Origin of the sequence: Winogradskya consettensis (genome assembly GCF_018332715.1) — a bacterium.
Taxonomy (GTDB): Bacteria; Actinomycetota; Actinomycetes; order Mycobacteriales; family Micromonosporaceae; genus Actinoplanes; species Actinoplanes consettensis.
On sequence record NZ_BOQP01000001.1, the window covers coordinates 188,768 to 212,484 of the forward strand.

General features: G+C 70.0%; 24 protein-coding genes, 2 pseudogenes and 1 riboswitch. Of the genes and pseudogenes, 22 read left to right on the forward strand and 4 right to left on the reverse strand.

Annotated features, from left to right (window positions below; genetic code table 11):
• The first annotated feature begins 31 nt into the window (after positions 1 to 31).
• The 13 genes and pseudogenes from pyrF (at position 32) to Aco04nite_RS01000 (ending at position 12,868) form a co-directional block, all read left to right on the forward strand.
• Positions 32 to 862 carry an orotidine-5'-phosphate decarboxylase gene (gene pyrF, locus Aco04nite_RS00940; protein WP_212995285.1) on the forward strand — a complete coding sequence of 277 codons (831 nt, stop codon included), beginning with the start codon at positions 32 to 34 and terminating at the stop codon, positions 860 to 862.
• Between the two features lie 184 nt (positions 863 to 1,046).
• Entirely contained in the window at positions 1,047 to 1,364 is a 318-nt protein-coding gene (gene mihF, locus Aco04nite_RS00945; RefSeq protein WP_203837935.1) for an integration host factor, actinobacterial type, read from the forward strand.
• Positions 1,365 to 1,396: 32 nt separating this feature from the next.
• On the forward strand, positions 1,397 to 1,987 hold the full coding sequence (gene gmk, locus Aco04nite_RS00950; protein WP_203837936.1) for a guanylate kinase: 591 nt from the start codon (positions 1,397 to 1,399) through the stop codon (positions 1,985 to 1,987).
• 12 nt (positions 1,988 to 1,999) lie between these two features.
• A complete protein-coding gene (gene rpoZ, locus Aco04nite_RS00955) occupies positions 2,000 to 2,263 on the forward strand; it encodes a DNA-directed RNA polymerase subunit omega (protein ID WP_015623990.1) in 264 nt (87 codons plus the stop codon).
• A gap of 65 nt (positions 2,264 to 2,328) precedes the next feature.
• Positions 2,329 to 3,564 (forward strand): bifunctional phosphopantothenoylcysteine decarboxylase/phosphopantothenate--cysteine ligase CoaBC, encoded by a 1,236-nt coding sequence (gene coaBC / locus Aco04nite_RS00960; RefSeq protein ID WP_212995286.1) that lies wholly within the window; start codon positions 2,329 to 2,331, stop codon positions 3,562 to 3,564.
• Between the two features lie 54 nt (positions 3,565 to 3,618).
• Positions 3,619 to 4,809, forward strand: coding sequence for a methionine adenosyltransferase (gene metK, locus Aco04nite_RS00965; protein ID WP_212995287.1), 1,191 nt, complete (start codon positions 3,619 to 3,621; stop codon positions 4,807 to 4,809).
• 182 nt (positions 4,810 to 4,991) lie between these two features.
• Positions 4,992 to 5,402 (forward strand): annotated as a pseudogene (locus Aco04nite_RS48555) (primosomal protein N' family DNA-binding protein); the annotation flags it as partial.
• A 958-nt stretch (positions 5,403 to 6,360) separates the two neighbouring features.
• Positions 6,361 to 8,048, forward strand: a pseudogene (locus tag Aco04nite_RS00975) (primosomal protein N'); the annotation flags it as partial.
• 63 nt (positions 8,049 to 8,111) lie between these two features.
• Positions 8,112 to 8,540 (forward strand): hypothetical protein, encoded by a 429-nt coding sequence (locus Aco04nite_RS00980; protein WP_212995288.1) that lies wholly within the window; start codon positions 8,112 to 8,114, stop codon positions 8,538 to 8,540.
• An 85-nt stretch (positions 8,541 to 8,625) separates the two neighbouring features.
• Positions 8,626 to 9,858, forward strand: coding sequence for a cytochrome P450 (locus tag Aco04nite_RS00985; RefSeq protein ID WP_212995289.1), 1,233 nt, complete (start codon positions 8,626 to 8,628; stop codon positions 9,856 to 9,858).
• A gap of 38 nt (positions 9,859 to 9,896) precedes the next feature.
• Positions 9,897 to 10,454 carry a peptide deformylase gene (gene def, locus Aco04nite_RS00990; protein ID WP_203837945.1) on the forward strand — a complete coding sequence of 186 codons (558 nt, stop codon included), beginning with the start codon at positions 9,897 to 9,899 and terminating at the stop codon, positions 10,452 to 10,454.
• Positions 10,455 to 10,457: 3 nt separating this feature from the next.
• A complete protein-coding gene (gene fmt / locus Aco04nite_RS00995; protein WP_212995290.1) occupies positions 10,458 to 11,384 on the forward strand; it encodes a methionyl-tRNA formyltransferase in 927 nt (308 codons plus the stop codon).
• Complete coding sequence (locus Aco04nite_RS01000; protein ID WP_212995291.1) at positions 11,381 to 12,868, forward strand: RsmB/NOP family class I SAM-dependent RNA methyltransferase; 1,488 nt, start codon at positions 11,381 to 11,383, stop codon at positions 12,866 to 12,868. The genes fmt and Aco04nite_RS01000 overlap by 4 nt, the downstream gene beginning before the upstream one ends.
• 68 nt (positions 12,869 to 12,936) lie before the next feature.
• Here the strand turns inward: Aco04nite_RS01000 and Aco04nite_RS01005 are convergent, their stop codons facing one another.
• On the reverse strand, positions 12,937 to 13,992 hold the full coding sequence (locus Aco04nite_RS01005) for a DUF4303 domain-containing protein (RefSeq protein WP_212995292.1): 1,056 nt from the start codon (positions 13,990 to 13,992) through the stop codon (positions 12,937 to 12,939).
• Positions 13,993 to 14,042: 50 nt separating this feature from the next.
• Here Aco04nite_RS01005 and rpe point away from each other — a divergent pair, with 50 nt between their 5' ends.
• The 6 genes from rpe (at position 14,043) to ribH (ending at position 19,468) form a co-directional block, all read left to right on the forward strand.
• On the forward strand, positions 14,043 to 14,720 hold the full coding sequence (rpe, locus tag Aco04nite_RS01010) for a ribulose-phosphate 3-epimerase (RefSeq protein WP_203837949.1): 678 nt from the start codon (positions 14,043 to 14,045) through the stop codon (positions 14,718 to 14,720).
• Positions 14,717 to 15,733, forward strand: coding sequence for a GGDEF domain-containing response regulator (locus tag Aco04nite_RS01015; protein ID WP_212995293.1), 1,017 nt, complete (start codon positions 14,717 to 14,719; stop codon positions 15,731 to 15,733). The genes rpe and Aco04nite_RS01015 overlap by 4 nt, the downstream gene beginning before the upstream one ends.
• Before the next feature lie 61 nt (positions 15,734 to 15,794).
• A riboswitch (FMN riboswitch) is annotated at positions 15,795 to 15,986 on the forward strand.
• A 122-nt stretch (positions 15,987 to 16,108) separates the two neighbouring features.
• A complete protein-coding gene (ribD, locus tag Aco04nite_RS01020; protein ID WP_212995294.1) occupies positions 16,109 to 17,164 on the forward strand; it encodes a bifunctional diaminohydroxyphosphoribosylaminopyrimidine deaminase/5-amino-6-(5-phosphoribosylamino)uracil reductase RibD in 1,056 nt (351 codons plus the stop codon).
• Complete coding sequence (locus Aco04nite_RS01025) at positions 17,164 to 17,751, forward strand: riboflavin synthase (RefSeq protein ID WP_203837952.1); 588 nt, start codon at positions 17,164 to 17,166, stop codon at positions 17,749 to 17,751. The genes ribD and Aco04nite_RS01025 overlap by 1 nt, the downstream gene beginning before the upstream one ends.
• Positions 17,741 to 18,946 (forward strand): bifunctional 3,4-dihydroxy-2-butanone-4-phosphate synthase/GTP cyclohydrolase II, encoded by a 1,206-nt coding sequence (locus tag Aco04nite_RS01030; RefSeq protein ID WP_212995295.1) that lies wholly within the window; start codon positions 17,741 to 17,743, stop codon positions 18,944 to 18,946. Before Aco04nite_RS01025 ends, Aco04nite_RS01030 begins: the two co-directional genes overlap by 11 nt.
• 45 nt (positions 18,947 to 18,991) lie before the next feature.
• Complete coding sequence (ribH, locus tag Aco04nite_RS01035) at positions 18,992 to 19,468, forward strand: 6,7-dimethyl-8-ribityllumazine synthase (RefSeq protein WP_203837954.1); 477 nt, start codon at positions 18,992 to 18,994, stop codon at positions 19,466 to 19,468.
• On the opposite strand, the gene Aco04nite_RS01040 is transcribed toward ribH, so the two are convergent.
• The 3 genes from Aco04nite_RS01040 to Aco04nite_RS01050 are packed head-to-tail and all read right to left on the reverse strand — an operon-like array spanning position 19,465 to position 21,939.
• Positions 19,465 to 20,205, reverse strand: a complete 741-nt coding sequence (locus Aco04nite_RS01040; RefSeq protein WP_280519297.1) for an amino acid ABC transporter ATP-binding protein — start codon at positions 20,203 to 20,205, stop codon at positions 19,465 to 19,467. The two genes, ribH and Aco04nite_RS01040, sit on opposite strands and share 4 nt — an antisense overlap.
• A gap of 1 nt (position 20,206) precedes the next feature.
• Positions 20,207 to 21,067, reverse strand: coding sequence for an amino acid ABC transporter permease (locus Aco04nite_RS01045; RefSeq protein ID WP_212995296.1), 861 nt, complete (start codon positions 21,065 to 21,067; stop codon positions 20,207 to 20,209).
• Positions 21,064 to 21,939, reverse strand: a complete 876-nt coding sequence (locus Aco04nite_RS01050) for an ABC transporter substrate-binding protein (protein ID WP_212995297.1) — start codon at positions 21,937 to 21,939, stop codon at positions 21,064 to 21,066. Before Aco04nite_RS01050 ends, Aco04nite_RS01045 begins: the two co-directional genes overlap by 4 nt.
• A 79-nt stretch (positions 21,940 to 22,018) precedes the next feature.
• Between Aco04nite_RS01050 and Aco04nite_RS01055 the strand changes: the two genes are divergently transcribed.
• The 3 genes from Aco04nite_RS01055 to Aco04nite_RS01065 are packed head-to-tail and all read left to right on the forward strand — an operon-like array spanning position 22,019 to position 23,621.
• Complete coding sequence (locus Aco04nite_RS01055; protein WP_212995298.1) at positions 22,019 to 22,282, forward strand: phosphoribosyl-ATP diphosphatase; 264 nt, start codon at positions 22,019 to 22,021, stop codon at positions 22,280 to 22,282.
• A 44-nt stretch (positions 22,283 to 22,326) separates the two neighbouring features.
• Positions 22,327 to 23,172, forward strand: a complete 846-nt coding sequence (hisG, locus tag Aco04nite_RS01060) for an ATP phosphoribosyltransferase (protein WP_212995299.1) — start codon at positions 22,327 to 22,329, stop codon at positions 23,170 to 23,172.
• A gap of 8 nt (positions 23,173 to 23,180) precedes the next feature.
• Positions 23,181 to 23,621 (forward strand): PH domain-containing protein, encoded by a 441-nt coding sequence (locus Aco04nite_RS01065; protein WP_212995300.1) that lies wholly within the window; start codon positions 23,181 to 23,183, stop codon positions 23,619 to 23,621.
• The last annotated feature ends 96 nt before the right edge of the window (positions 23,622 to 23,717 follow it).

A 23,717-nucleotide genomic window follows, 5' to 3' on the forward strand; every position in this document is an offset into this window, starting at 1 on the left:
CCGCCAGCTGACACGAGAGGAAATCATCGTCATGGAGAGCTTCGGAAGGCGGCTGCGCGCCGCCACGGACGCCCGCGGGCCGCTGTGCGTGGGCATCGATCCGCACCCCGCTCTGCTCGCTCAGTGGGGTCTGGAGGACGACGTCGCCGGCCTGGAACGTTTCGCCTTTACGGTCGTCGAAGCACTGGCCGATCGGGTCGCCGTACTGAAGCCGCAGTCGGCCTTCTTCGAGAGATTTGGGTCACGTGGCATCGTCGTTCTTGAGTCAACTATCCGACAGTCACGCCAGGCCGGTGTGCAGGTACTTCTCGACGTGAAGCGGGGTGACATCGGCTCGACGATGGCCGCTTACGCGAGTGCGTACCTCGATCCGGACAGTGCCCTCAGTGTCGACGCGATTACTGTGAGTCCCTATCTCGGAGTGGGCTCCCTGGCCCCCGCATTCGATCTTGCGACCGCTCACGGGGCCGGTGTCTTCGTTCTCGCGCTGACGTCAAATCCGGAAGGACCGGAGGTTCAGCACGCCGTCACCGCAGCCGGAAAGACCGTCGCGCAGACCGTCATCGACGAGATTTCCCAGCTCAACGCGGGTGCGGACGGTCTCGGAAGTTTCGGTCTCGTGGTCGGTGCGACGATCGGGGAGACCGGTCACGACCTTTCCAAGGTCAACGGGCCGCTGCTCGCTCCGGGCCTCGGCGCGCAGGGCGGAGACCCCGCCGGACTGCGAGCGATCTTCGGCGAAAGTCTGCGGAACGTGCTGCCCTCGTACTCACGCGAGGTCCTCTCGGCGGGCCCCGATGTGGCCGCGCTGCAGGCCGCGGCGGATCGCGCTCAGGCCGCCTGCCGGGCCGTGATCGGGTGAAACGGCCTGCCTAGCAGGCCCGGCCCCACCGGGGTGAGGGGTACCCCCACGTTGCCGAAAGCGCCATTGACCGCTAGTTTTCCCGGCGCCGGGAACCACATGCCCCTTTGGTTCCCTGGCACACCACGTTTCACAGAAGTGCCGGTATTGAACTACTGGCGCGATAGGGACCTGAGGAGAACTGGTGCCGCTCCCGTCACTGAGCCCCGAGCAGCGTAAAGCCGCGCTGGAGAAGGCTGCGGAGATTCGTAAGGCCCGTGCTGAGCTGAAGGATCAGCTCAAGCAGGGCAAGACCACCCTCGCCGCCGTGCTCGACCGGGCCGAGGGCGACGACGTCGTCGGCAAGCTGAAGGTCTCGGCCGTGCTTCAGGCACTGCCGGGCATCGGCAAGATCCGGGCCACCCAGATCATGGAGAAGCTCAAGATCGCCGACAGCCGTCGCCTGCGTGGCCTTGGCGAGCAGCAGCGTAAGGCCCTCCTGGGGGAGTTCGCTGCGAACTGACTCTTCGGCTCGTGTAGTAATGAGCCGTGAGCATGGATGACGACGCGCGCCCGGCAGCCCGCCTCACCGTCCTTTCCGGCCCTTCCGGGGTCGGCAAGGACAGCGTGATCGAGCTGATCCGGGCGCGCTCGCCGTGGATCAAGTTGTCTGTGTCGGTGACGACCCGCAAGAAGCGCGACTACGAGACGGATGGCGAGCATTACCACTTCGTCACCCGTTCGGAGTTCCAGCGCCTCGTCGAGGGCGACCAGTTGCTCGAGTGGGCAGAATTCGCGGGGAACCTCTACGGGACCCCGCGGGCCCAGGTCGAAGGCTGGATCGCGCAGGGCCGTCCGGTCCTGTTGAAGATCGACTTGCAGGGGGCGCGCCAGGTGCGCGCCACGATGCCGGACGCACAACTTGTATTCCTGGCCCCGCCGAGTGTGGAAGAACTCCGCCGCCGACTTGTCGGCCGCGGAACCGATGACGAGGACACCATCCGCCGGCGCCTGGCGCACGCGGATGAGGAACTGGCCGCAGAGAAGGAGTTTGACCGGACGGTCGTGAACGACTTCGTCGAGCGTGCGGCCGATGAGCTGGTAGGATTGCTCGGTTCGTCATTTCTGACTCCCGAACAGCTTTAGGTAGGTCAATTCGTGGGAACCATCGCCAACCCCGAAGGCATCACCAACCCGCCGATCGACGAGCTGCTCGACAAGACCTCGTCGAAGTACTCGCTGGTGATCTTCGCGGCCAAGCGCGCCCGCCAGGTCAACGCGTACTACAGCCAGCTCGGTGAGGGCCTCCTCGAATACGTCGGTCCCCTCGTGGAGACCACGCCGCAGGAGAAGCCGCTCTCGATCGCGATGCGCGAGATCAACGCCGGGCTGCTCACCGCCGAGGCGACCGACAACCCCTGATCTTTCTCTCTTTGTTGGGCCCGTGACCGCTTCTGCGTGCGCGGGCCGCTTTTTTGGGGGTACGGATGGCCGAGGTCGTGCTCGGGGTGTGCGGCGGGATCGCCGCCTACAAGGCGTGTGAGCTGCTGCGCCTGTTCACCGAGTCGGGGCACTCCGTCCGGGTGGTGCCCACCGCGTCCGCGCTGAAGTTCGTCGGCGCTCCCACCTGGGCGGCGTTGTCCGGCAAGCCGGTCGCCACCGAGGTCTGGGACGACGTGCACGAGGTGCCGCACGTGCGGATCGGGCGGTCGGCCGATCTCGTTGTCGTCGCCCCCGCCACCGCGGACATCCTCGCCAGGGCCGCGCACGGGCTCGCCGACGACCTGCTCACCAACACGCTGCTGACCGCCACCTGCCCGGTCGTCTTCGCTCCGGCGATGCACACCGAGATGTGGGAGAACCCGGCCACGCAGGCCAACGTGGCGACGCTGCGCTCGCGCGGGGCGATCGTCATCGAGCCGGCGGTGGGGCGGCTGACCGGTGCCGACACCGGCAGGGGCCGGCTTCCCGACCCCGCCTCGATCTTCTCGACGGCCCTGCACGTGCTCTCCCGACGCGTTCCTGATCTCGCGGGCCGTCACGTGGTCGTCACCGCCGGGGGCACCCGGGAGCCCCTCGACCCGGTCCGGTTCCTCGGCAACCGTTCCTCCGGCAAACAGGGTTACGCGCTCGCGTCATCGGCCGTGGCCCGGGGCGCACGGGTAACGCTGGTTGCGGCGAACGTCACTCTGCCCGTCCCGGCCGGCGTCGATCTGGTCACGGTTGGCACCACCGAGGAGCTCCGCAAGGCCACGGTTTCCGCCGCTGCGGATTCCGACGTCGTGGTCATGGCCGCCGCTCCCGCCGACTTCCGGCCCGCCTCGGTGGCCGAGAAGAAGATCAAAAAGAGCGACGACGGCGGCGAACCCGTGCTCGAACTGATCACCAACCCGGATATAGCGGCCGAGCTGGGCGCGGCCAAACGCCCAGGTCAGCTGCTTGTGGCCTTCGCGGCCGAGACCCACGACGCGCTGGAGAACGCCCGCGGCAAGCTCGCCCGCAAGCGCGCCGACCTGATCGTCGTCAACGAGGTCGGCACCGATCTGGTCTTCGGCGCCGATGACAACACGGTGACCATTCTGGGCGCCGACGGCACCACCATCACCCTCGGTAAACTCCCTAAAGCCGATGTGGCTGATGCGATATGGGACGAGGTCGTGTTGCGGTTGGCCTCGCGGTTCGGCCACGATGGGACCCCGCAGGACCGGACCAGCGGTCCTTGAGCCGTGGTGACTACACTGCCGCGGAACGAACCTTCGACGAATCTGAGGAGCACCGTGGCACGCCGCCTGTTCACTTCCGAGTCGGTCACGGAAGGCCACCCGGACAAGATTGCTGACCAGATCAGCGACGGAATTCTCGACGCCCTGCTCACGCAGGACCCCCGCAGCCGCGTCGCGGTGGAGACGCTGATCACGACCGGTCAGGTGCACGTCGCCGGAGAGGTGACGACCCAGGCGTACGCCGACATCCCCAGCATCGTGCGCGAAACGATCCTCGGGATCGGCTACGACTCGTCGAAGAAGGGATTCGACGGCGCCTCCTGTGGCGTCAGCGTCTCCATCGGCTCCCAGTCGCCCGACATCGCCCAGGGCGTGGACAGCGCCGTCGAGCTGCGTGAAGGCAACTCGGAGCACGTCCTCGACGCCCAGGGCGCCGGCGACCAGGGCATGATGTTCGGCTTCGCCTGCTCGGAAACCCCCGAGCTGATGCCGCTGCCGATCGCGCTGGCCCACCGCCTCGCCCGCCGCCTCTCGGCCGCGCGCAAGGACGGCACCATCCCCTACCTGCGCCCCGACGGCAAGACCCAGGTCACCATCGAGTACGACGGCCTGCGCCCCGTCCGCCTCGACACGGTCGTCGTGTCCTCGCAGCACGCCGCGGACATCTCGCTCGAGTCGCTGCTCACTCCCGATGTCCGTGAGCACGTCATCGGCCCCGAGCTCGAAGCCCTGGGCATCGACACCGAGGGCTACCGCCTCCTGGTGAACCCGACCGGCCGCTTCGAGATCGGCGGCCCGATGGGCGACGCCGGCCTCACCGGCCGCAAGATCATCGTCGACACCTACGGCGGCTACGCCCGCCACGGCGGCGGCGCCTTCTCCGGCAAGGACCCGTCGAAGGTCGACCGCTCCGCTGCGTATGCCATGCGCTGGGTCGCCAAGAACGTCGTCGCGGCCGGCCTCGCCGAGCGCTGCGAGACCCAGGTCGCCTACGCGATTGGCAAGGCCCACCCGGTCAGCCTCTTCGTCGAGACCTTCGGCACCGAGACCGTCCCCGTGGACCAGATCGAGAAGGCCATCAACGCCGTCTTCGACCTCCGCCCGGCCGCCATCATCCGCGACCTCGACCTGATGCGCCCCATCTACCAGCAGACCGCCGCCTACGGCCACTTCGGCCGCGAGCTCCCCGAGCTGCTCTGGGAAAACACGGACCGCGCCGCGGACCTCAAGAACGCCGCTGCCTGACCTTGGCAGTCTGACTCTTGGCACAGCGAACGGGTGTCCCTGCCTCCACGGCCGGGGCACCCGCTCTGTTTCCCCCAGCCTCTACCCCGGCCGCATCCCCGGCCGCTCCACTGCCGGGGATGGCCGCGGAGTTATCCACAGGGGTGGCGCAACCTGTCGTACCCCGGCGGCAGAATAAAAAGGTGCCGGCGAAACAGCGCGACCGCGAACCCGCCCCGACCCTCCCGGTCGCCCGCGTCTCCGTCGACGTCCCGCTGCCCCACCTCGACCGCCCCTTCGACTACCTCGTCTCCGCCGCCGACGACGCCGCAGCCCAGCCCGGCGTCCGCGTGAAGGTCCGCTTCGCCGGCCAACTCGTCAACGGCTACCTCCTCGAACGAGCCGACTCCAGCACCCACGCCAAACTCGCCTACCTAGAAAAAGTCATCTCCCCCGAGCAGATCCTCGACCCCGAAATCGCCCGCCTCGCCCGAGCCACCGCCGACCGCTACGCCGGCAACCTCTCCGACATCCTCCGCCTGGCCATCCCCCCACGCCACGCCCGCGTCGAAGCCGAACCCACCCCCGACGCCGTCCCCGGTGACGCCCCGCCGGCGGGTGATGAGCCGCTTCCGGGTGGCGGTTTGCCCGGGGGTGGCGGTTTGCCCGCCGGCGGTGAGTTGGCTCCGGGTGCTGAATCGCTTACGGGTGGCGGATTACCTGCGGGTGGCGGGTCGCTTTCGGGTAGCGGGTTGCCTGCGGGGGGTGAGTCGCTTCCGGGTGTCGGGTCGCTTCCGAGGTCTGGTCCGACTTCTGATTTCGCTTCATCGCACGACCCGGCTGACTCCGGGGCGAGCCCGGACCTCGTGACGCTCCCGCCCACTTCCCCGTCGGCCCCGGGTCTCGGGGCAGCCAGCGGTCGTGAGCAGACATCCGCCGATTCGCCATCGCAGCCGGCTGCGGAGCCACAGCCCTCTGCCCCGGTAGAGCGATCGGTCCGCGCGTCCTCGAGCACACGTGGTTCGGTCACCGATCCAGCGTCGCGCACACACCTTGTGCCGTCAGCGAGCGGCAATCTGCCTTCGGCTCCCACATCGCTTTCTGATTCGGCCCCGCTTCCTGACTCCGAACCCGGCCCCGGTTCCACTCCTGGTCCCGCGTCGGATACTGGTCCCGCGCTGGGCTCTGCCTCCGCGCCCGGCGTCGCGCCGGGCTCTGATCCCACGCCCGATCTCGCGCTTGGCGTCGCGCCGGGCTCTGATCTGACGCCCGTTTTCGCGCGTGGCGTCGCGCTGCGCTCCGATCTCGCGCCTGGCTCTGCTCCTGGGCCTGGGGTCGGGCTGGGCTCTGAGCAGGTACACGCCGACCAGACGCTCGAATCGTCCGATCTGGATTCCACGCCTGATCTCGCGCTGGGCGCTGCCTCCGGGCCTGGTGTCGCGCTGAGCGCTGATCTCCCGCCTGGTTCTGTCTCTGGGCCTGGTGGCAGGTTGAGCGCTGATCGCACGGCTGATCTCGCGCCGGGTTCTGCCTCTGGGCCTGGTGGCAGGCCGAGCTCTGATCCTGCGCCTGATCTCCCGCCTGGCTCTGCCTCAGCGCCCGTCGTGTTGAGCTCTGATCCCGTGCCTGGTGTAGCGGTGGGTTCTGCGCCTGGGCCTGGTGTCGGGCGGGGCTCTGATGCTGCGCCCGGTTCTGGGGCGGTGTCGGGTGGGGGGCCGCAGTGGGCTGACTATCCGGCCGGGGTGGCTTTTCTGCATGCGTTGGAGCAGGGGCGGGATGCTCGGGCTGTCTGGTCGGCGCTGCCTGGGGAGGATTGGGCTGCTCGGATTGCGGAGGCTGCGGCGGCGACCGTTCGGGGTGGGCGGGGTGTGGTGGTGGTGGTGCCGGATGCGCGGGATCTTGAGCGGTTGGATCGGGCTCTGGGGAGGGTGCTCGGGGTGGGGCGGCATGTGGCGTTGAATGCTGCGGCTGGGCCTTCGGAGCGGTATCGGCGGTTTTTGGCGGCCAGTCGGCATCGGGTGCCGGTGGTGGTGGGGACCCGGGCGGCGATGTTTGCTCCGGTTGCCGATCTGGGGCTGGTTGTTATCTGGGATGACGGGGATGACCTGCATGCCGAGCCTCGGGCTCCTTATCCGCATGCGCGGGAGGTGTTGCTGACCCGGGCTCAGATGGCGGGGTGTGCTGCGCTTGTGGGGGGCTTCGCGCGTACGGGCGAGGGGCAGTTGCTTCTTGAGACCGGGTGGGCGAAGGAGATTGTGGCGGGGCGGGACATGGTTCGGGATCGGTGTCCGGCTATTGCTCCTACGGGGGATGATCCGCAGCTGGCTCGGGATCCGGGGGCGGCTACGGCGCGGTTGCCGAGTTTGGCGTGGCAGGCGGCTCGGCAGGCGTTGAAGGACGGGGCTCCGGTTCTTGTTCAGGTGCCTCGGCGGGGGTATCTGCCGTCGATCGCTTGTGGGGAGTGCCGGACGCCGGCTCGGTGTCCGCACTGTTCCGGGCCGCTCGGATTGGCGGGGGCGCGGGATGTCCCTACCTGTCACTGGTGTGGGCGGGCTGCGGCGGACTATGCGTGTCCGGCTTGTGGGGGGCGGCGGCTTCGGGCTTCCGTGACGGGGGCGCGGCGGACGGCGGAGGAGCTGGGGCGGGCGTTTGCCGGGGTTCCCGTGAAGACGTCGGGGCGGGACGAGATTCTGGACACCGTTCCCGGGACGGCGGCTCTGGTGGTGGCTACGCCGGGGGCTGAGCCGGTGGCCGAGGGCGGGTACGGCGCGGTTCTCCTGCTCGACTCGTGGGCGTTGCTGAGCCGGGCCGATCTGCGGGCTGCGGAGGAGACGATGCGGCGGTGGTTGTCGGCGGCGGCTTTGGCGCGGCCGGCGAAACAGGGTGGGCGGGTGGTGGTGGTGGCCGACGGGTCGCTGGCTCCCGTTCAAGCTTTGCTGCGGTGGGATCCGGGGTGGTTCGCGAGCCGGGAGCTGGCGGAGCGGCGGGAGCTGGGGTTCCCGCCCGCGGCGCGGTTCGTGAGTTTGACCGGGAGGACGGAGGCCGTGAACGAGTTGCTGGAGGTTGCCCAGCTGCCCGATGTCGCGGAGATTCTCGGGCCGGTGCCGGCGGCGGAGGATCAGGAACGCATGCTCGTCCGGGTGCCGCGGGGGCGGGCAGCCGAGTTGGCTCGCGCATTGCATCAGGCGGCGGGGGTGCGCAGTGCGAAACGGGCCTCGCTCCCCGTGCGCGTGCAGGTCGACCCCGCCGAGTTGCTGTAATGGTGTGTCCGGTGTTGTCCGGTGTGTGTCCTGAGAGCGCCGGCCAGCCGCGACGTGGTTGCCATGGTGTCCCTACCGAACAACGGAAGGGACGACATGATCTCGTTCAAGAAGCTGGTGGCCGCCGCCGGGATCGGTATGACGCTCGTGGCGGGGCTCGCACTGCCGGCGCAGGCCTCCACCCGGGCGGTCGGCGTTGTCACCGTCGTGAAACCGGACGGTGGTGAGACCTTCGTCCAGCAGCTGTTCCACACGTGGGGGTACAGCACGGTGCTCCTGAAGGCCAACGCGCCCTACGGCCTCACCTCCGGCGGCACGCTCGTGCGCCTCTACGTCGAGGACGAGCTGAAAGGCGACTGCGTGCTGACCGACTACAGCACCCCCTGCCAGTTCTCGGTGCCGGCCGACCGGTACTTCGAGATAAGCCTGACGAAGCGCTGGGCCGGCGGCCCGGACAGCAGCTTCGAAGGCGTGCTGACGATCAAGGATTGAGGACCTCTCCCGCGGGCGGCGCCGGGAGAGGGGGACCCGGCGCCGTCGGGGGAAGGCGGTGCGGAGGTGACGCGACAATGGAGGGATGGATCTAGCCGCTGCCGTCGCCTCGCTGCTGTCGCCCAAGGCCTCGATGGACCCCTACCCGGCGTACGCGGCCCTGCGCTCGGCCGGTCCGATCGTGGGCACGGGCAGCACGTACTTCGTGTCGGGGTACGACGCGGCCGACTCGATCCTGCGTGACCCGGCGATGGGGACGTACGACAGCCGGCAGCTCGACGAGCACTTCGACGACTGGCGCGAGAACCTCGGCGTGAAGCTGTTCGTCGACTCGATGCTGCGGCAGAACCCGCCGAACCACACGCGGATGCGCCGGCTGGCGTCCGGGGTGTTCACCGCGCGGCGGGTCGCCCGGCTCCGGGACGTCATCGTGGAGCAGGTGGACGAGGTGCTCGACGAGCTGGAGGGCAGCGGGCGGGACGGCGTGGCCGACGTTGTGGCGCACCTCGCGTACCCGTTGCCCATTGCTGTGATCTGCGCTCTTCTGGGGGTGCCGCCCGAGGACCGTGGGCAGTTCCGCCGGCTGGCCGAGGCGTTGACGACGGTGCTGGAGGTCCGGTTCACGCAGGCGCAGGCGACGGCGGCGCATGCGGCGGCGCAGGAGCTCACGGCGTACTTCGAGTCCTTGATCGCGCTGCGCAGGCAGGAGCCGCGGGATGACCTGGTGACCGCGCTGGCCGCGGCGCACGACTCCGGCGGCGACAAGCTGACCGCTGACGAGCTGATGGGCAATCTGGCGCTGCTGCTCGTGGCGGGTTTCGAGACCACGACCAACCTGCTCGGCAACGGGGTTCAGCTGCTGATCGAGCGTCCGGCGCAGGCTGCGCGGCTGCGTGCGGATCCGGATCTGGCGCCGGCTTTTGTCGAGGAGATCCTCCGGTACGACTCCCCGGTGCAGCTCACGGAGCGTTTCGCCGGCGAGGACACGGTGGTGGCGGGGCTGCCCGTGCCCGCGGGCAGCGAGTTGATCATCTTTCTCGGCGCGGCGAACAGGGACCCGGCCCGCTTCCGTGATCCCGACCGGTTCGACCCCGACCGGGCCGGGAACGCGCCGCTGTCGTTCGGGGCGGGAGCGCACTACTGCCTCGGTGCGCCGCTCGCCCGGCTGGAGGCCCAGGTCGCTCTGCCGGCGCTGCTGAGGCGCTTCCCGCAGATCACCGCGGCCGGTGAGCCGGGTCGCCGGGACCGGCTGACCCTGCGCGGCTGGGCGACGCAGCCGGTCACGTTGGGCTCTCGTGACACGGCGTCCGTAGACTAGGTGCGAATACCGACTTCGCGCGTCAGGAGCAGCACCGAGTGACCGTCCAGCCCATCCGTCTGTTCGGCGACCCGGTGCTGCGTTCGCAGGCCGATCAGGTCGTCGATTTCGACAAGGAATTGCGTACGCTCGTCAAGAACCTCACCGACACCATGCTCGACGAGGGTGGCGCAGGGCTGGCCGCACCGCAGCTCGGGGTCGGTCTGCGGGTGTTCGCGTTCGACGTCGACGACGTGGTCGGTCACATCGTCAACCCGGTGCTGAGCTACCCCGACGAGGAGGAGCAGGACGGCCCCGAGGGCTGCCTGTCGATCCCGGGGGTCTACGTCGACACCAAGCGCCGGCAGAACGTCGTGGCCGAGGGCTTCAACGAGCACGGCGACCCCATCCGGCTCATCGGCACGGGGCTGATGGCGCGGTGCGTGCAGCACGAGACCGATCACCTCGACGGGGTGCTCTTCCTGGACCGGCTGGACGCCGCGGGACGTAAGGACGCGATGAAACAGATCCGGGCCTCCGACTGGTACGACCTGGCGAAGCCACCCGTGGTGAAGACCAGCCCGCACGGGCGTGGCCTGTTCGGTCTGGGGCGCTGAGCGATGCGCATCGTTTTCGCGGGTACGCCCGAAGTCACCCTCCCGTCCCTCGACGCCCTCGCCGCCTCGTCGCACGAGCTGGTCGCCGTGGTGACGCGCCCCGACGCCCCCGCCGGCCGTGGCCGCAAGCTGCTGCGCTCGCCCGCCGGTGCGTGGGCCGACGAGCGGGGCATCGAGGTGCTCACCCCGCAGCGCCCGCGCGAGCCGGAGTTCCAGGAGCGGCTGCGTGAGCTGGCCCCGGACTGCTGCCCGGTCGTCGCGTACGGCGCACTGGTCCCCTCGTCCGCGCTGGAGATCCCGAAGCACGGCTGGGTCAACCTGCACTTCTCGCTGCTGCCCGCCTGGCGCGGCGCGGCTCCGGTGCAGCACGCCGTCCTGCACGGCGACGAGGTGACCGGCGCGAGCGTGTTCGAGCTGGAGGCGGGTATGGACACCGGCCCGGTCTACGGCACGCTCACGGAGCAGATCCGTCCCACGGACACGTCGGGTGACCTGCTGACCCGGCTCGCCACGGAGGGTGCCGGGCTGCTCGTCGCGGTGCTCGACGCGATCGAGGCCGGCACGGCACGGGCGCATCCGCAGCCCGCCGACGGCATCTCGATGGCTCCCAAGATCAGTGTTGAGGACGCGCGGGTCCGCTGGAGTGATCCGGCGTTCGCCGTCGACCGGCGCATCCGCGCCTGCACCCCGGCCCCCGGCGCGTGGACGACCCTGCGCGACGAGCGGCTCAAGCTCGGCCCGGTCCGCCCGGTGGCCAACGCCGTGCCGCTCAAGCCCGGCGAGCTGCTGGTCGAGCGCAACCAGGTGCTGGCCGGCACCGCTACCACTCCCGTGATCCTCGGCGAGGTCCGCGCCGCCGGGAAGAAACCCATGTCCGCGAGCGATTGGGCCCGTGGCCTGCGGATCAACCCCGGAGAGCAGCTTCAGTGACTTCCGAGCACCACGCCGACCGCCCGCACAACACCGGCCGTCCGCGGCGTCCAGGCGGGCCTGGTTACGGCCGCACCCAGGACCGTGACGCGCGCACCGGACGCGCCCCGCGAGCGGGCCGGCCGGCGTCCGACCCGGCGCGGCAGGCAGCGTACGAGGCGATTGCCGCCGTGCACCGCGACGACGCCTACGCGAACCTGGTCCTCTCCGAGATCCTGCGCGGCATGGGGTTGCACGGCAGGGACGCGGCGTTCGCGACCGAGCTGACCTACGGCACCCTGCGGGCCCTGGGCACCCTCGACCTGATCATCGGGGACGCGGCGGGGCGTGAGGTGTCGCGCATCGACCCGCCCGCCCGCGACGCGCTGCGCCTCGGCGCCTACCAGCTGCTCTTCACCCGGGTGCCGGCCCACGCCGCGGTCAACCAGACCGTCGACCTGGTCCGCGCGGTCGCCCCGGCGGCGCACGGCTTCGCCAACGCCGTCATGCGCAGCATCTCGGAGACCAGCCTCGACGACTGGCTGACCAAGCTCGCCCCGGCCTACGAGCAGGACCCGGTCGGGAACCTCGCAGTCGTGCACAACCACCCCGAATGGGTCATCCGCGCGTTCAGTGAGGCGCTCGGCGGCGACCTGGAGGACACCGCCCGGCTGCTGATCGAGGACAACCAGGCCCCGGTCGTGCATCTGTGCGCCCGTCCGGGCCGCTCCGACGCGATCGAGCTGGCTGACGAGGTCGGTGGCGTGCCGGGCGCGTTCTCGCCGTACGCCGTGTATCTCAACGGTGGCTCCCCGGCGGAGCTGGGCGCGATCCGTAACGGCCGCGCCCACGTGCAGGACGAGGGTTCGCAGCTGGTCGCCGCGGCACTGCTGGCCGCCCCGCTGGAGGGCCGCGACGACCGCTGGCTCGACCTGTGCGCGGGCCCCGGCGGCAAGGCAGGTCTGCTCGGCGCGATCGCCGCCGAACGCGGCGCCCGCGTCACCGCGGTCGAGGTCGCGGAACACCGGGCCCGGCTCGTCGACCAGGCCACGGCGGGGATGCCGGTGACCGTGCTGCCGACGGACGGTCGTACGGTCGGCCGCGATCCCGACCTGCCCGAGGAGGGCTTCGACCGCGTGCTGGTCGACGCGCCCTGCACGGGTCTGGGCTCACTGCGCCGCCGCCCGGAGTCACGCTGGCGCCGCAAACCGACCGACCTGCCGCCCCTGACCAAGCTCCAGCGCGAGCTGCTCGTCGCGGCGCTGCGCGCGGTCCGCCCCGGTGGCGTGGTCGCCTACGTGACCTGCTCACCGCACATGGTCGAAACCCAGGTCACGGTCACCGAGGGCTCCCGCCGCAGCGGCGTCGAGGTCGACTTCGTGGACGCCCGCCCGCTGCTGCCCGCAGGCATGCCGCACCTGGGCACGGGCCCGACGGTCCAGCTCTGGCCCCACCGCCACGGAACCGACGCGATGTTCCTGGCAGTCCTGCGCCGCACCAGCTGACCTGTGCGAGCGGCGGTCCTGCGCCGCACCAGCTGACCTGCGCGAGCGGCGGTCCTGCGCCGCTCCGGCTAGCCGATCCGCAGCGCGTCGAGCACTTCGGCGGCGTGCTCGCGGATCAACCCGTGGGGGGAGACGAGGCCGCGCCTGGCCTCGTCCACCTCTTGCGGCCGGATGGTGCAGGCCGTCCGGATCTTTACTGCTGACGCGTACGCGGGGAACCGCGCGAGGGCATCCTCCAGCTGGCGGTAATCGAGCGGCGGCGGTGCGACCGCATCATCCCGGAAGCCCGTGTACGGCGCGGCGATCGCGTCAGCCACGGTGTCCGCGGGCAGCGTGCCGGCGCGATCCAGAACGGTGTCGAGCCGGCCCAGACGGGCGAGCGCCATCGCCACCCAGTTCCGGTCGGAGCCGTCGGTCCGGTCGAGCGCCGCTTCGAGTGCGTCCAGGACGTCGCCGTCGGGGCGTCCGATGTCGGCGATGAGTTTGGCGGCCTGCCACGCTGTCCCGGGGACGGTGAGCAGCGGGATCAGCGCGGGGAAGGCGTCCGGGCCGAGTTCCCGCAGCGCCGGCTCCGCCTGGACGGGCCCGTCGAACACGTCCAGCTGGCTGACGAGGTGCACGGCCCGCTCGGCGACCGGCTTGGCGGCGAGCCGGGCCAGCTCGGCGTCGCGGGCGTCGTACTCAGGAAAGTGCAGGCTGACCTCGGACGGGGCCAGCACCGCTCTGATCAGTGACTCGCGGTGTTCGTCGTCGAGGAACACGACCATGAGGTCCAGCGTGGTTCGCGCTCGGCGGCAGGCTTGCACGAACGCTTCCAGGTATCGCTGGAACGTCGCATCCCAGTGGCTGGGGGTCGAGGAGCAAGCCTCCGCTGTTACTGCCTCGGTGACCTCGGTGGGGAGCCATGCGTCGTCGAAGTAGTCCCAGTCCGCGATGCTCCAGCCGTCGGTAGCGAGATCCTCGGCGGTGGCGACGCCGAGAGAAGGCAGCATGATCACTCCGTCGGTTTCCCGGTAGAGGTGTGCCAGCGCGGCAGCGACGGCGTCGGGGTTTTCCGCGAGTGCCGAGGTCACGGCGTGGACGAGGCCGTCATGGAGGGTGTTTTCGAGGGCGGTCCAGTCCATGGCGGCATCTTCCTCGTCAAGGTGTGCGGGTGAGGTCCTACACTTCATTCGTGGAGCCATCGCCGATCATTGCCCCCAGCATCCTCGCCGCGGATTTCGCGCATCTGGCTGACGCCGTGCATGACATCGAGGGCGCCGCCGACTGGGTGCATGTCGATGTCATGGACAACCATTTCGTGCCGAACCTGACGCTCGGGCTGCCCGTGGTGCAGAGTCTGCGCAAGGCGACCGTGATCCCGTTCGACGTGCACCTCATGATCACCGACCCGGAGCGGTGGGCCCCCGGTTACGCGGAGGCCGGGGCGTACAACGTGACGTTCCACGCCGAGGCCTGTGAGAACCCGGTGGCGCTGGCCAAGACGCTGCGCGCGGCGGGGGCGAAGGCCGGGCTGGCGATCGACCGGGACACGCCCGTCGAGCCGTACCTCGAGCTGTTGCCCTATGTGGACACCCTGCTGATCATGACGATCAAGGCCGGTTTCGGCGGCCAGAAGTTCATGCCCGAGATGCTGGAGAAGGTGCGCGATGTCCGGCGCCGGATCCGGGCCAAGAATCTCGAGGTGCGCCTCGAGGTCGACGGCGGCATCTCGGCCGACACGATCGAGCAGGCGGCCGAGGCCGGTGCCGACGCGTTCGTGGCGGGCACCGCTGTCTATGGCGCGGCCGATCCCGCCGAGGCCGTCCGCAAGCTGAAGGCGCTGGCCGAGAGGGCGACGATCCGGGTATGAGCACGGGGGCGATCAACTCGAACGACGCTCCGGGCGCCGACCCGGCGGAGAAGCCCGACCTGGTCATGGTCGTGGACGACGACGACGACATCGCCGGCTTCGTGGGGTTCAACCTCAAGGTGCACGGTTTCGAGGTGGTCCGCGCCCGCGACGGGCAGGAAGCGCTCGAGATGATGGAGACGCAGCGTCCCGCGCTGGCCGTGGTCGACTGGATGATGCCCCGGATGGACGGCGTCGAGCTCACCCGCCGGCTGCGTGCCGAGCCGCTGACCTCGGCGCTGCCGGTGATCATGCTGACGGCCAAGGGCATGACCGTGGACAAGGTCGTCGGGCTCACCGCCGGGGTGGACGACTACCTGGTCAAGCCGTTCGACACCGCTGAGCTGCTCGCCCGGGTGTCGTCGACGCTGCGCCGCAACAAGGAGTTCCGGGAGGTCTCGCCGCTGACCGGGCTGCCCGGCAACGCCCGGGTCACCCGGGAGATCGTCGACCGGCTCAAGGCCGGCAAGGAATTCGCGGTCGGCTACATCGACATCGACCGGTTCAAGCCGGTCAACGACGTCTACGGCTTCGACCGCGGCGACGACTTCATCACCACGCTCGCCGAGAGCGTGCACCGCGCGGCGACCGCTGCGGGGCGCCCGTCGGTCTTCCTCGGTCACATCGGCGGTGACGACTTCGTCTTCATCTGCCATCCCGACCAGGTGCTGCCGCTGACCAAGCAGATGGTCACCGACTTCGAGGCCTCGGCCGACCAGCTCTACGACCCGGAGGACGCCCGCCGCGGCTACATCGAGGTGCCCGACCGCCGGGGCGGCAAGCAGCGTGCCGCGTTGGTGACCCTGTCGATCGGGGTGGCCCAGTCGACAACCGGTGGGCGGCACTACGACGACTATCGGGCCGTGGTCGCGGTCGCCTCCGAGATGAAGAAGGTCGCGAAGAGCCAGCCCGGCTCGTACGTCGCGATCGACCGCCGTCGCCTGGAGTCCGACGCCGACGACACTCTGTTGTGACCTGCCTCGCCCGGGGGTCGGCAAAAGCCTCGGAGCGTGCAAGTATCGGGGGTAACCCACCACGCGCTGGCGGGACTCGGTGAAATTCCGAACCGGCGGTGATCGGCTCCTGCGGGAGCCGTAAGCCCGCGACCCGGACGCTGCTTCACTGGCGGACGGTGGACCTGGTGTGACTCCGGGGCCGACGGTGTGATCGACCTGTTCGACGCCATAGGCGTGGTCGGTCCGACAGTCCGGATGAGAGACAGCGCGCGGAGCAGGACATGGGCTGCCGCCGCGCGCTTTTAAAGCGGCGCAAGCGCCGTCGTGTCCTATTCCTGCGTTTTCTCACTCTTTCGCCGCGCGTGACCGTTCCGCGCGAGGGAGAGGCACGAGATGCTCACCGAGGATCAGGCGATGGCCCGCGCGGTCGCGCTCGCCGCCCGCGGCCTCGGCTCCACCAGCCCCAACCCGGTCGTCGGCTGCGTGCTGCTCGACGCCGGCGGGGAGGTGGCCGGGGAGGGTTTCCACGCGATCGCGGGCGGCCCGCACGCCGAGATCGTCGCGCTCACCCAGGCCGGTGAGCGGGCTCGCGGCGGCACCGCCGTGGTAACCCTGGAGCCGTGCAACCACACCGGGCGTACCGGGCCGTGCGCGCAGGCGCTGATCGCCGCCGGGGTGCGCCGGGTGGTCATCGCCGTCGACGACCCGACACCGGACGCCGCCGGGGGCGCTGCCACGCTGCGCGACGCCGGGCTGCAGGTCGAGACGGGGCTGGGCCGGGCCGGGGCGGAGGCGGGCAACACCGCCTGGCTGACCGCCGTGCGGCGCGGCCGGCCCTACGTGACCTGGAAGTACGCGGCGACGCTCGACGGGCGTTCCGCGGCGGCCGACGGCACCAGCAAGTGGATCACCTCGGAGCCGGCCCGCACCGATGTGCACCGGCTGCGGGGGACGGTCGACGCGATCGTCGCGGGGGTCGGCACCGTGCTGGCCGATGACCCCGAGCTCACCGTCCGGGACATCAGCACCGGGTCGCTCGCGGGTCGGCAGCCGCTGCGGGTTGTTGTGGACAGCTCTGGGCGTACCCCACAAAATGCCCGCGTGCGCGACTCCGCGGCAGACACCTGGATCGCGACGGCCGCCGCGGTGGGCGCCGGGCCCGATGGCCACGTCGACCTGTCCGCCCTGCTCACCGAGCTGTACGCCCGAGGCGTCCGCGCCGTGCTGCTGGAGGGCGGCCCCACCCTGGCCGGCGCGTTCCTCGCCGCCGGCCTGGTCGACCGGGTCGTCGGTTACGTCGCACCCAAGCTGCTCGGCGCCGGCCGGCCCGCCCTCGTGGACGCGGGGGTGGCCACGATCGCCGAGGCGATCGACCTGAACCTGATCGAAGTCACGCAGATCGGCCCCGACCTGCGCTTCACCGCTACGCCTGCCGAGAAGGGCAACTGATGTTCACTGGCATCGTCGAGGAACTGGGAGAGGTCGTTTCGTTCACCGAAACGGTGCTCGCCGTGCGCGGCCCGCTCGTCACGTCCGACGCCCGGCACGGTGATTCGATCGCGGTCAACGGCGTCTGCCTGACCGTCGTCGACAACGCGGACGGCGTCTTCACCGCCGACGTGATGGGGGAGAGCCTGCGCCGCTCGTCGCTGGGCGTGCTCGAGCAGGGCTCCCCGGTCAACCTGGAGCGGGCGGCGACGGTCGGCTCCCGGCTGGGCGGTCACCTCGTGCAGGGTCACGTCGACGGCGTCGCGACGATCATCGCCCGCGAGCCCGCCGACGAGTGGGAGGTGTTGCGCTTCTCGCTCCCGCCGGAGCTCGCCCGCTACGTGGTGGAGAAGGGCTCGATCACCGTCGACGGGGTGTCGCTGACGGTCATGGCGGTCACCGCCGACGAGTTCAGCGTCGGGCTGATCCCGACCACGCTCAAGCTCACGGTGCTGGGCGCCAAGGCCGTCGGCGACCCCGTCAACCTCGAGGTCGACGTGATCGCGAAGTACGTCGAGAAGATGCTGGGGGATCGTCATGTCGGATGACATCGAAGCCGCGATCAAGGCGATCGCGGCGGGGCGTTCGGTGATCGTGGTGGACGACGAGGACCGTGAGAACGAGGGCGATCTCATCTTCGCGGCCGAGCTGGCCACCCCGGAGCTGGTCGCGTTCATGGTCCGCTACTCGTCGGGCTACATCTGCGTGCCGCTGCCCGAGACCGAGGCCGACCGGCTCGACCTCCCGCCCATGTTCCACACCAATCAGGATGCGCGGGGTACGGCCTACGCCGTGACGGTCGACGCCCGCGTAGGCATCGGCACGGGCATCTCCGCCGCCGACCGGGCACACACGATCCGGCTGCTGGCGAGCGCGGAGACCGGCCCGTCCGACCTGTCCCGCCCCGGCCACGTGGTGCCGCTGCGCGCGAAGCCGGGCGGCGTGCTGCGCCGTCCCGGTCACACCGAGGCGTCCATCGACCTCGCGACGCTCGCCGGGCTGCGGCCTGCCGGGGCGATCTGTGAGCTGGTCAACGATGACGGCACCATGATGCGCCGGCCCGACCTGGAGAGGTTCGCGGCCGAGCACGACCTGGTGCTGGTCAGCATCGCCGGCCTCATCGAATACCGCCGCCACCACGAGCAGCAGGTCGAGCGGGTCGTCGAGACCCGGCTGCCGACCGAGCACGGTGACTTCACCGCGGTGGGGTACCGCGCGACCGTCGACGGCGGCGAGCACGTGGCCCTGGTCTACGGCGACCTGTCCGAGCCGGGCGACGTCCTCGTCCGGGTGCACTCGGAGTGCCTCACCGGGGACGTCTTCGGCTCGGTGCGCTGCGACTGCGGCCCCCAGCTGGACGCGGCGCTGCAGCGGATCGCCGCCGAAGGGCGCGGCGTGGTGCTCTACATGCGCGGGCACGAGGGCCGCGGGATCGGCCTGCTGCACAAGCTGCAGGCCTACCAGCTGCAGGACCGCGGCCTCGACACGGTCGACGCCAACCTGGAGCTGGGGCTGCCGGCCGACGCCCGCGACTACGGCATCGGCGCGCAGATCCTCTACGACCTGGGCATCCGCTCGATGCGGCTGCTCACCAACAACCCGGCCAAGCGTGCCGGGCTGGAGGGCTACGGCCTGACCATCACGGGTCGCGAGGCGCTGCCCGTGCGGCTGCACCCGGAGAACGTGCGTTACCTGCGGACCAAGCGGGACCGCATGGGGCATCTGTTCGAAGCGTTGGGCTGATTTCGCCCTGTCAGTTATGTGAGCATTATTTCAAAAGGGGGCATCATGGCCGGTTTCGGGGATCCGCACCTGGAAACTGTCGACGGCGCGGGGCTCACGCTCGGCATCGTCGGCGCGCGCTGGCACTCCGACCTGGTCGACCACATGGTCGACCGGGCCCAGGCAGCGGCGAAGGCGTGCGGCGTGGAGAGCGTGACCACGGTGCGCGTGGCGGGCTCGGTCGAGCTTCCCGTCGTGGCCCAGGCCCTCGCGAAGAAGTGCGACGCCGTGGTCACGCTCGGCGTGGTCATCCGCGGCGAGACCGCCCACTTCGATTATGTCTGCGACGCGGTGACGGCCGGGCTGACCAGGGTCGCCCTGGACGAGCAGACCCCGGTCGCCCACGGCGTGCTCACGGTCGAGAGCCTCGGCCAGGCCCGCGACCGCGCGGGTCTGGAGGACTCGATCGAGGACAAGGGCTGGCAGAGCACGGTCGCCGTCCTCGACGCCGTCCTCGCCATCCGCGAGGTCAACAAGGACTAGAGCCGGCCCGCCTCGATGATCCGCGCCAGGAACTGACGGGTTCTCGGCTCCACCGGGTCCCCCAGCACCTGCGACGGGGGGCCCGCCTCGATGATGCGGCCGCCGTCGAGGAAGACCACGCGATCGGCGACCTGGCGGGCGAAGCCCATCTCGTGGGTCGCCAGGACCATGGTCGTACCGTCGTCCTTGAGACCGCGGATCATCGTCAGGACCTCGCCGACCAGCTCCGGGTCGAGCGCGGAGGTGACCTCGTCGAGCAGCAGCAGCCGCGGATTGTTCACCAGCGCGCGGACGATCGCGACCCGCTGCTGCTGGCCGCCCGAGAGCCGGTCCGGGTAACTGTCCGCCTTGTCGGCCAGGCCGACCCGGGACAGCCACTCCATCGCCTGATCCCTGCTCTCGGCGGCGGCGCGCTTGTGCACCTTGTCCGGGGCGAGGGTCACGTTGCGCAGCACGGTCATGTGCGGGAACAGGTTGTAGCTCTGGAAGACCATGCCGATGCGGCGGCGTACGAGATCGGGATCGGCCCTGGGGTCCGTGATGTCCTCGCCGTCGAGGCGGATCACCCCGTCGTCGATCCCGGTGAGCAGGTTGACACAGCGCAGCAGCGTGGACTTGCCTGAGCCGGAGGCGCCGATCAGCGCGACCACCTCGTGCTCGTCCACCTCCAGCGACAGATCGTCCAGGACCAGATTGGTGCCGAACGTCTTGCGGACGTTCTGACAGGACAGCAGCAACTCAGGACCCCGCAGACTGGCGGCGGGCCGCGCGCAGCGTGACCCAGTCGGTGATGCCGATCAACGGCAGAGCGAGGAGCACGAACAGGACCCCGGCCACGATGTACGGCGTGAAGTTGGCGTCCTGCGCCGTGGCGATCTGCGCCGCGCGAACCGCGTCGATCGGCCCGGCCAGCGACACCAGCCCGACGTCCTTCTGCAGCGCGACGACATCGTTGAGCAGCGGCGGCGTGACCCGGCGGACGGCCTGGGGCAGGACCACGTGGCGCATCGTCTGGCGGTACGTGAGCCCGAGCGACCGGGCCGCGGCGAGCTGGCTCGGGTGCACCGACTCGATGCCGGCCCGGAACACCTCGGCCAGGTACGCGCCGTAGACGATCACGAGGGCCGCGCCGCCGAGCACCAGCACGCTGGGCATGCCCTGCAGCCGCAGTCCCGGCACGCCGAACGTGAAGACGTACAGGACGATGATGAGGGGGAGGCCGCGGAATGCGTACGTGTATCCGGTCGCCAGGGCCCGCACCGGGAAGAAGACCGCGCCCCGCAGCGTGCGCAGCACCGCGATGAGTAGGCCGAGCAGCAGCGCGGCGAGCGTGCAGACGACCAGCAGCCGGATGTTCAGCCAGAGGCCCTGCAGGATGTCCGGAAGGTATTTCCGGGCGATCTCCGGATCGAAGAACGACGACTTGACCCGCTCCCAGCCGGGGGAGCCGGTGACGGCGTAGGCCAGCGCGATCCCGACGACGAGGGTCGAGAGCGCGGACAGCAGCACCGAGCGGATCGTCTGCCGGCGTCGGTAGGCGATCCGCTCGCGCTGGATGTCACTCGGCTCGTACGGCCTGGGCTGATAGGGCGTGCTCACGAAAGCTCGGGGGCCCCGCCACTGCTCAGCCACGTCTTCTCGAGCACCGCGAGGGTGCCGTCCTGGCGCAGCTGGTCCACCGCGTCGGTGACGCACGGGGTCAGCTTCGAACCGAGATCGAGGACCAGGCCGAACTGCTCCGGCACGCCGACCTGGGGCAGCTGCCCGACGATCACGCCGTCCTTGAGCTCGGCGCCGGTCATGTAGAACGCCGTCGGCAGGTCGACCACGATGCCGTCGACCGACTTGTTCTCCAGCGCGGCCTTCGCGTCGTCGTTGTTGTTGTAGACCTGGGCCTTGGCGGTCGGCTTGATCAGCTCGTTGACCGCCTGGTAGCTGGTCGTGCCGACCTGGGCGCCGAGCTTGGCGTCCTTGAGCTCCGCGATGGTCTTGGCGTTCGCGATCTTGGAGCCCTTGATGGTGATCACCGTCTGGCGCACGAGGTAGTACGGCGACGAGAAGTCGACCGCCTTCCTGCGCTCCGGCGTGATCGAGAACTGGTTGACGTCGAAGTCGAACGTCTTCGGGCCGGGCGCGATCGCGTTGTTGAACGTCACGTTGGTCCAGACGACGTTCGCCGCCGGGTAGCCGAGCCGCTTGGCCACCTCGTACGCGACGGCGGACTCGAAGCCCTTGCCGTTGCTCGGCGTGTTGTCGCTGAACCAGGGCTCGTACGCCGGGTTGTCCGTGCCGATCGTGAGCTTGCCGCCGGCCAGGGTGTCGAGCGCACCCTGGGCGCATGCGGCGTTCGACGCGGAGGCGGAGCCGGCGGCGGTGGGGGACGACTCCTCGTCCGCGGGCGCACAGGCTGCGAGCGTGGTGAGGAGCACAATGGCGCTGCCCAGCGCGGTGAAGGTGTTTCTGCTGACCATGAACCGCAGCCTAGGCCACGTGCGGCAGGTAGAGGCCCGTCCGTTGCCACCCCGTAATGAGCTGCAACAATCGGTCCTCGTGAAGACGTTCGAAGAGTTGTTCGCCGAGCTGCGGCAGAAGGCGGCCGAGCGCCCCGAGGGCTCGGGCACCGTCGCCGCGCTGGACAAGGGCGTGCACTTCATCGGCAAGAAGGTCGTCGAGGAAGCCGCCGAGTCATGGATGGCCGCGGAGCACGAGGGTCGCGAGCGGACTGCCGAGGAGATCTCGCAGCTGCTCTACCAGGCACAATGCCTGATGATCGCTTCCGGTCTCGACCTCGAGGACGTCTACCGACATCTGTGACGTGCCCTCCGTACTGATCGATACTTCTCGAAGGAGCACGTCCGATGCTGCGCATCGCTGTCCCCAACAAGGGGACCCTCTCCGCCCCGGCCGCCCAGATGCTGCGTGACGCCGGCTACCGCCAGCGCACCGACCCCAAGGACCTCGTCTGCCGTGACGAGGACAACAACGTCGAGTTCTTCTACCTGCGCCCCCGCGACATCGCCACCTACGTCGCCTCGGGTGACCTGGATCTCGGCATCACCGGCAGGGACCTGCTCGTCGACTCCGGTGTCCCCGCGCAGGAGATGCTCGACCTCGGCTTCGGCGGGGCCACGTTCCGCTGGGCCGCCCCGGTCGGCGGGCTCGACTCGGAGTCGCAGATCGGTGGCAAGCGCATCGCCACCGCCTATCCCGGCGTGGTCGGGCGCTACCTCGCCGAGCACGACCTCAAGGCCGACGTGGTCCGGCTCGACGGTGCGGTGGAGAACGCCGTCCGGCTCGGTGTCGCCGACCTGATCGCCGACGTGGTCGAGACCGGCACCACACTGCGCCAGGCCGGTCTGGTCACCCTGGGCGAGCCGCTGCTGCGCTCCTCCGCGATCCTGATCGGCCGGCTCGAGGGCGATGCGGACCCCAAGCTCTCGCAGTTGATGCGCAGGCTGCAGGGCGTCCTGGTCGCACGTGGTTACGTCATGCTCGCGTACGACGTCCGCGCCGACCTTCTCGACCAGGCCACCGCCCTGACCCCGGGCATCGAGTCACCGACCGTCTCCCCGCTGCACCGCGAGGGCTGGGTCGCCGTGCAGTCCATGGTCCGCCGCGCCGACGTGCACCGCGTCATGGACGAGCTCTACGAGATCGGCGCCCGCGCCATCCTCGTGACCGACATCGCCAACTGCAGGTTGTGAGGACCACGATGGCTTCCCCGCTCGTTTTCAAGCCGCAGCGCATCCGCTGGGTGGCCGGCATCGCCGCGGTCGTGACGTTCGTCCTGTTCACCGCGCTCAGCTTCGGCCTGCACGGCTCGACCGGTGACGGCTACGGCCACTTCGAGCGGGGCGACCAGAGCGCGATGATCGGGCTGGGGGTGCTCGCGGCGCTCGGCATCCTGGCGTTCACCCGGCCCCGGGTCCGCGCCGACGCCGACCACGTGCAGGTCCGCAACCTGATCGGCAACTTCGATCTGCCCTGGTCAGCGGTGCGCGCGGTGCGTTTCGACCGCAACTCGGCCTGGGCGATGCTGGAGCTGCACGACGAGGAGATCGTGCCCGTGCACGCGCTGCAGGCCACGGACAAGGACTACGCCGTGCAGGGCGTGCGGGCGCTGCGTGCCCTTCATTCGGCATCTATCTCCTGAGCTGGTAGAGTTCACAGCAGTCGACCACGCCTGCCCTCTGACGACCGCAAGTCGTCAGGCGATCTCAAATCGCTTCCTGGTTTGGGTATCGCTTGG

Bases quoted from the DNA above. Each gene is read 5' to 3' on its own strand.
- pyrF (WP_212995285.1), top strand. From the start codon at position 32: ATGGAGAGCTTCGGAAGGCGGCTGCGCGCCGCCACGGACGCCCGCGGG.
- gmk (WP_203837936.1), top strand. From the start codon at position 1,397: ATGGATGACGACGCGCGCCCGGCAGCCCGCCTCACCGTCCTTTCCGGC.
- coaBC (WP_212995286.1), top strand. From the start codon at position 2,329: ATGGCCGAGGTCGTGCTCGGGGTGTGCGGCGGGATCGCCGCCTACAAG.
- Aco04nite_RS00980 (WP_212995288.1), top strand. From the start codon at position 8,112: ATGGTGTCCCTACCGAACAACGGAAGGGACGACATGATCTCGTTCAAG.
- Aco04nite_RS00985 (WP_212995289.1), top strand. From the start codon at position 8,626: ATGGATCTAGCCGCTGCCGTCGCCTCGCTGCTGTCGCCCAAGGCCTCG.
- fmt (WP_212995290.1), top strand. From the start codon at position 10,458: ATGCGCATCGTTTTCGCGGGTACGCCCGAAGTCACCCTCCCGTCCCTC.
- Aco04nite_RS01005 (WP_212995292.1), bottom strand. From the start codon at position 13,992: ATGGACTGGACCGCCCTCGAAAACACCCTCCATGACGGCCTCGTCCAC.
- Aco04nite_RS01015 (WP_212995293.1), top strand. From the start codon at position 14,717: ATGAGCACGGGGGCGATCAACTCGAACGACGCTCCGGGCGCCGACCCG.
- ribD (WP_212995294.1), top strand. From the start codon at position 16,109: ATGCTCACCGAGGATCAGGCGATGGCCCGCGCGGTCGCGCTCGCCGCC.
- Aco04nite_RS01025 (WP_203837952.1), top strand. From the start codon at position 17,164: ATGTTCACTGGCATCGTCGAGGAACTGGGAGAGGTCGTTTCGTTCACC.
- Aco04nite_RS01030 (WP_212995295.1), top strand. From the start codon at position 17,741: ATGTCGGATGACATCGAAGCCGCGATCAAGGCGATCGCGGCGGGGCGT.
- ribH (WP_203837954.1), top strand. From the start codon at position 18,992: ATGGCCGGTTTCGGGGATCCGCACCTGGAAACTGTCGACGGCGCGGGG.
- Aco04nite_RS01050 (WP_212995297.1), bottom strand. From the start codon at position 21,939: ATGGTCAGCAGAAACACCTTCACCGCGCTGGGCAGCGCCATTGTGCTC.
- hisG (WP_212995299.1), top strand. From the start codon at position 22,327: ATGCTGCGCATCGCTGTCCCCAACAAGGGGACCCTCTCCGCCCCGGCC.
- Aco04nite_RS01065 (WP_212995300.1), top strand. From the start codon at position 23,181: ATGGCTTCCCCGCTCGTTTTCAAGCCGCAGCGCATCCGCTGGGTGGCC.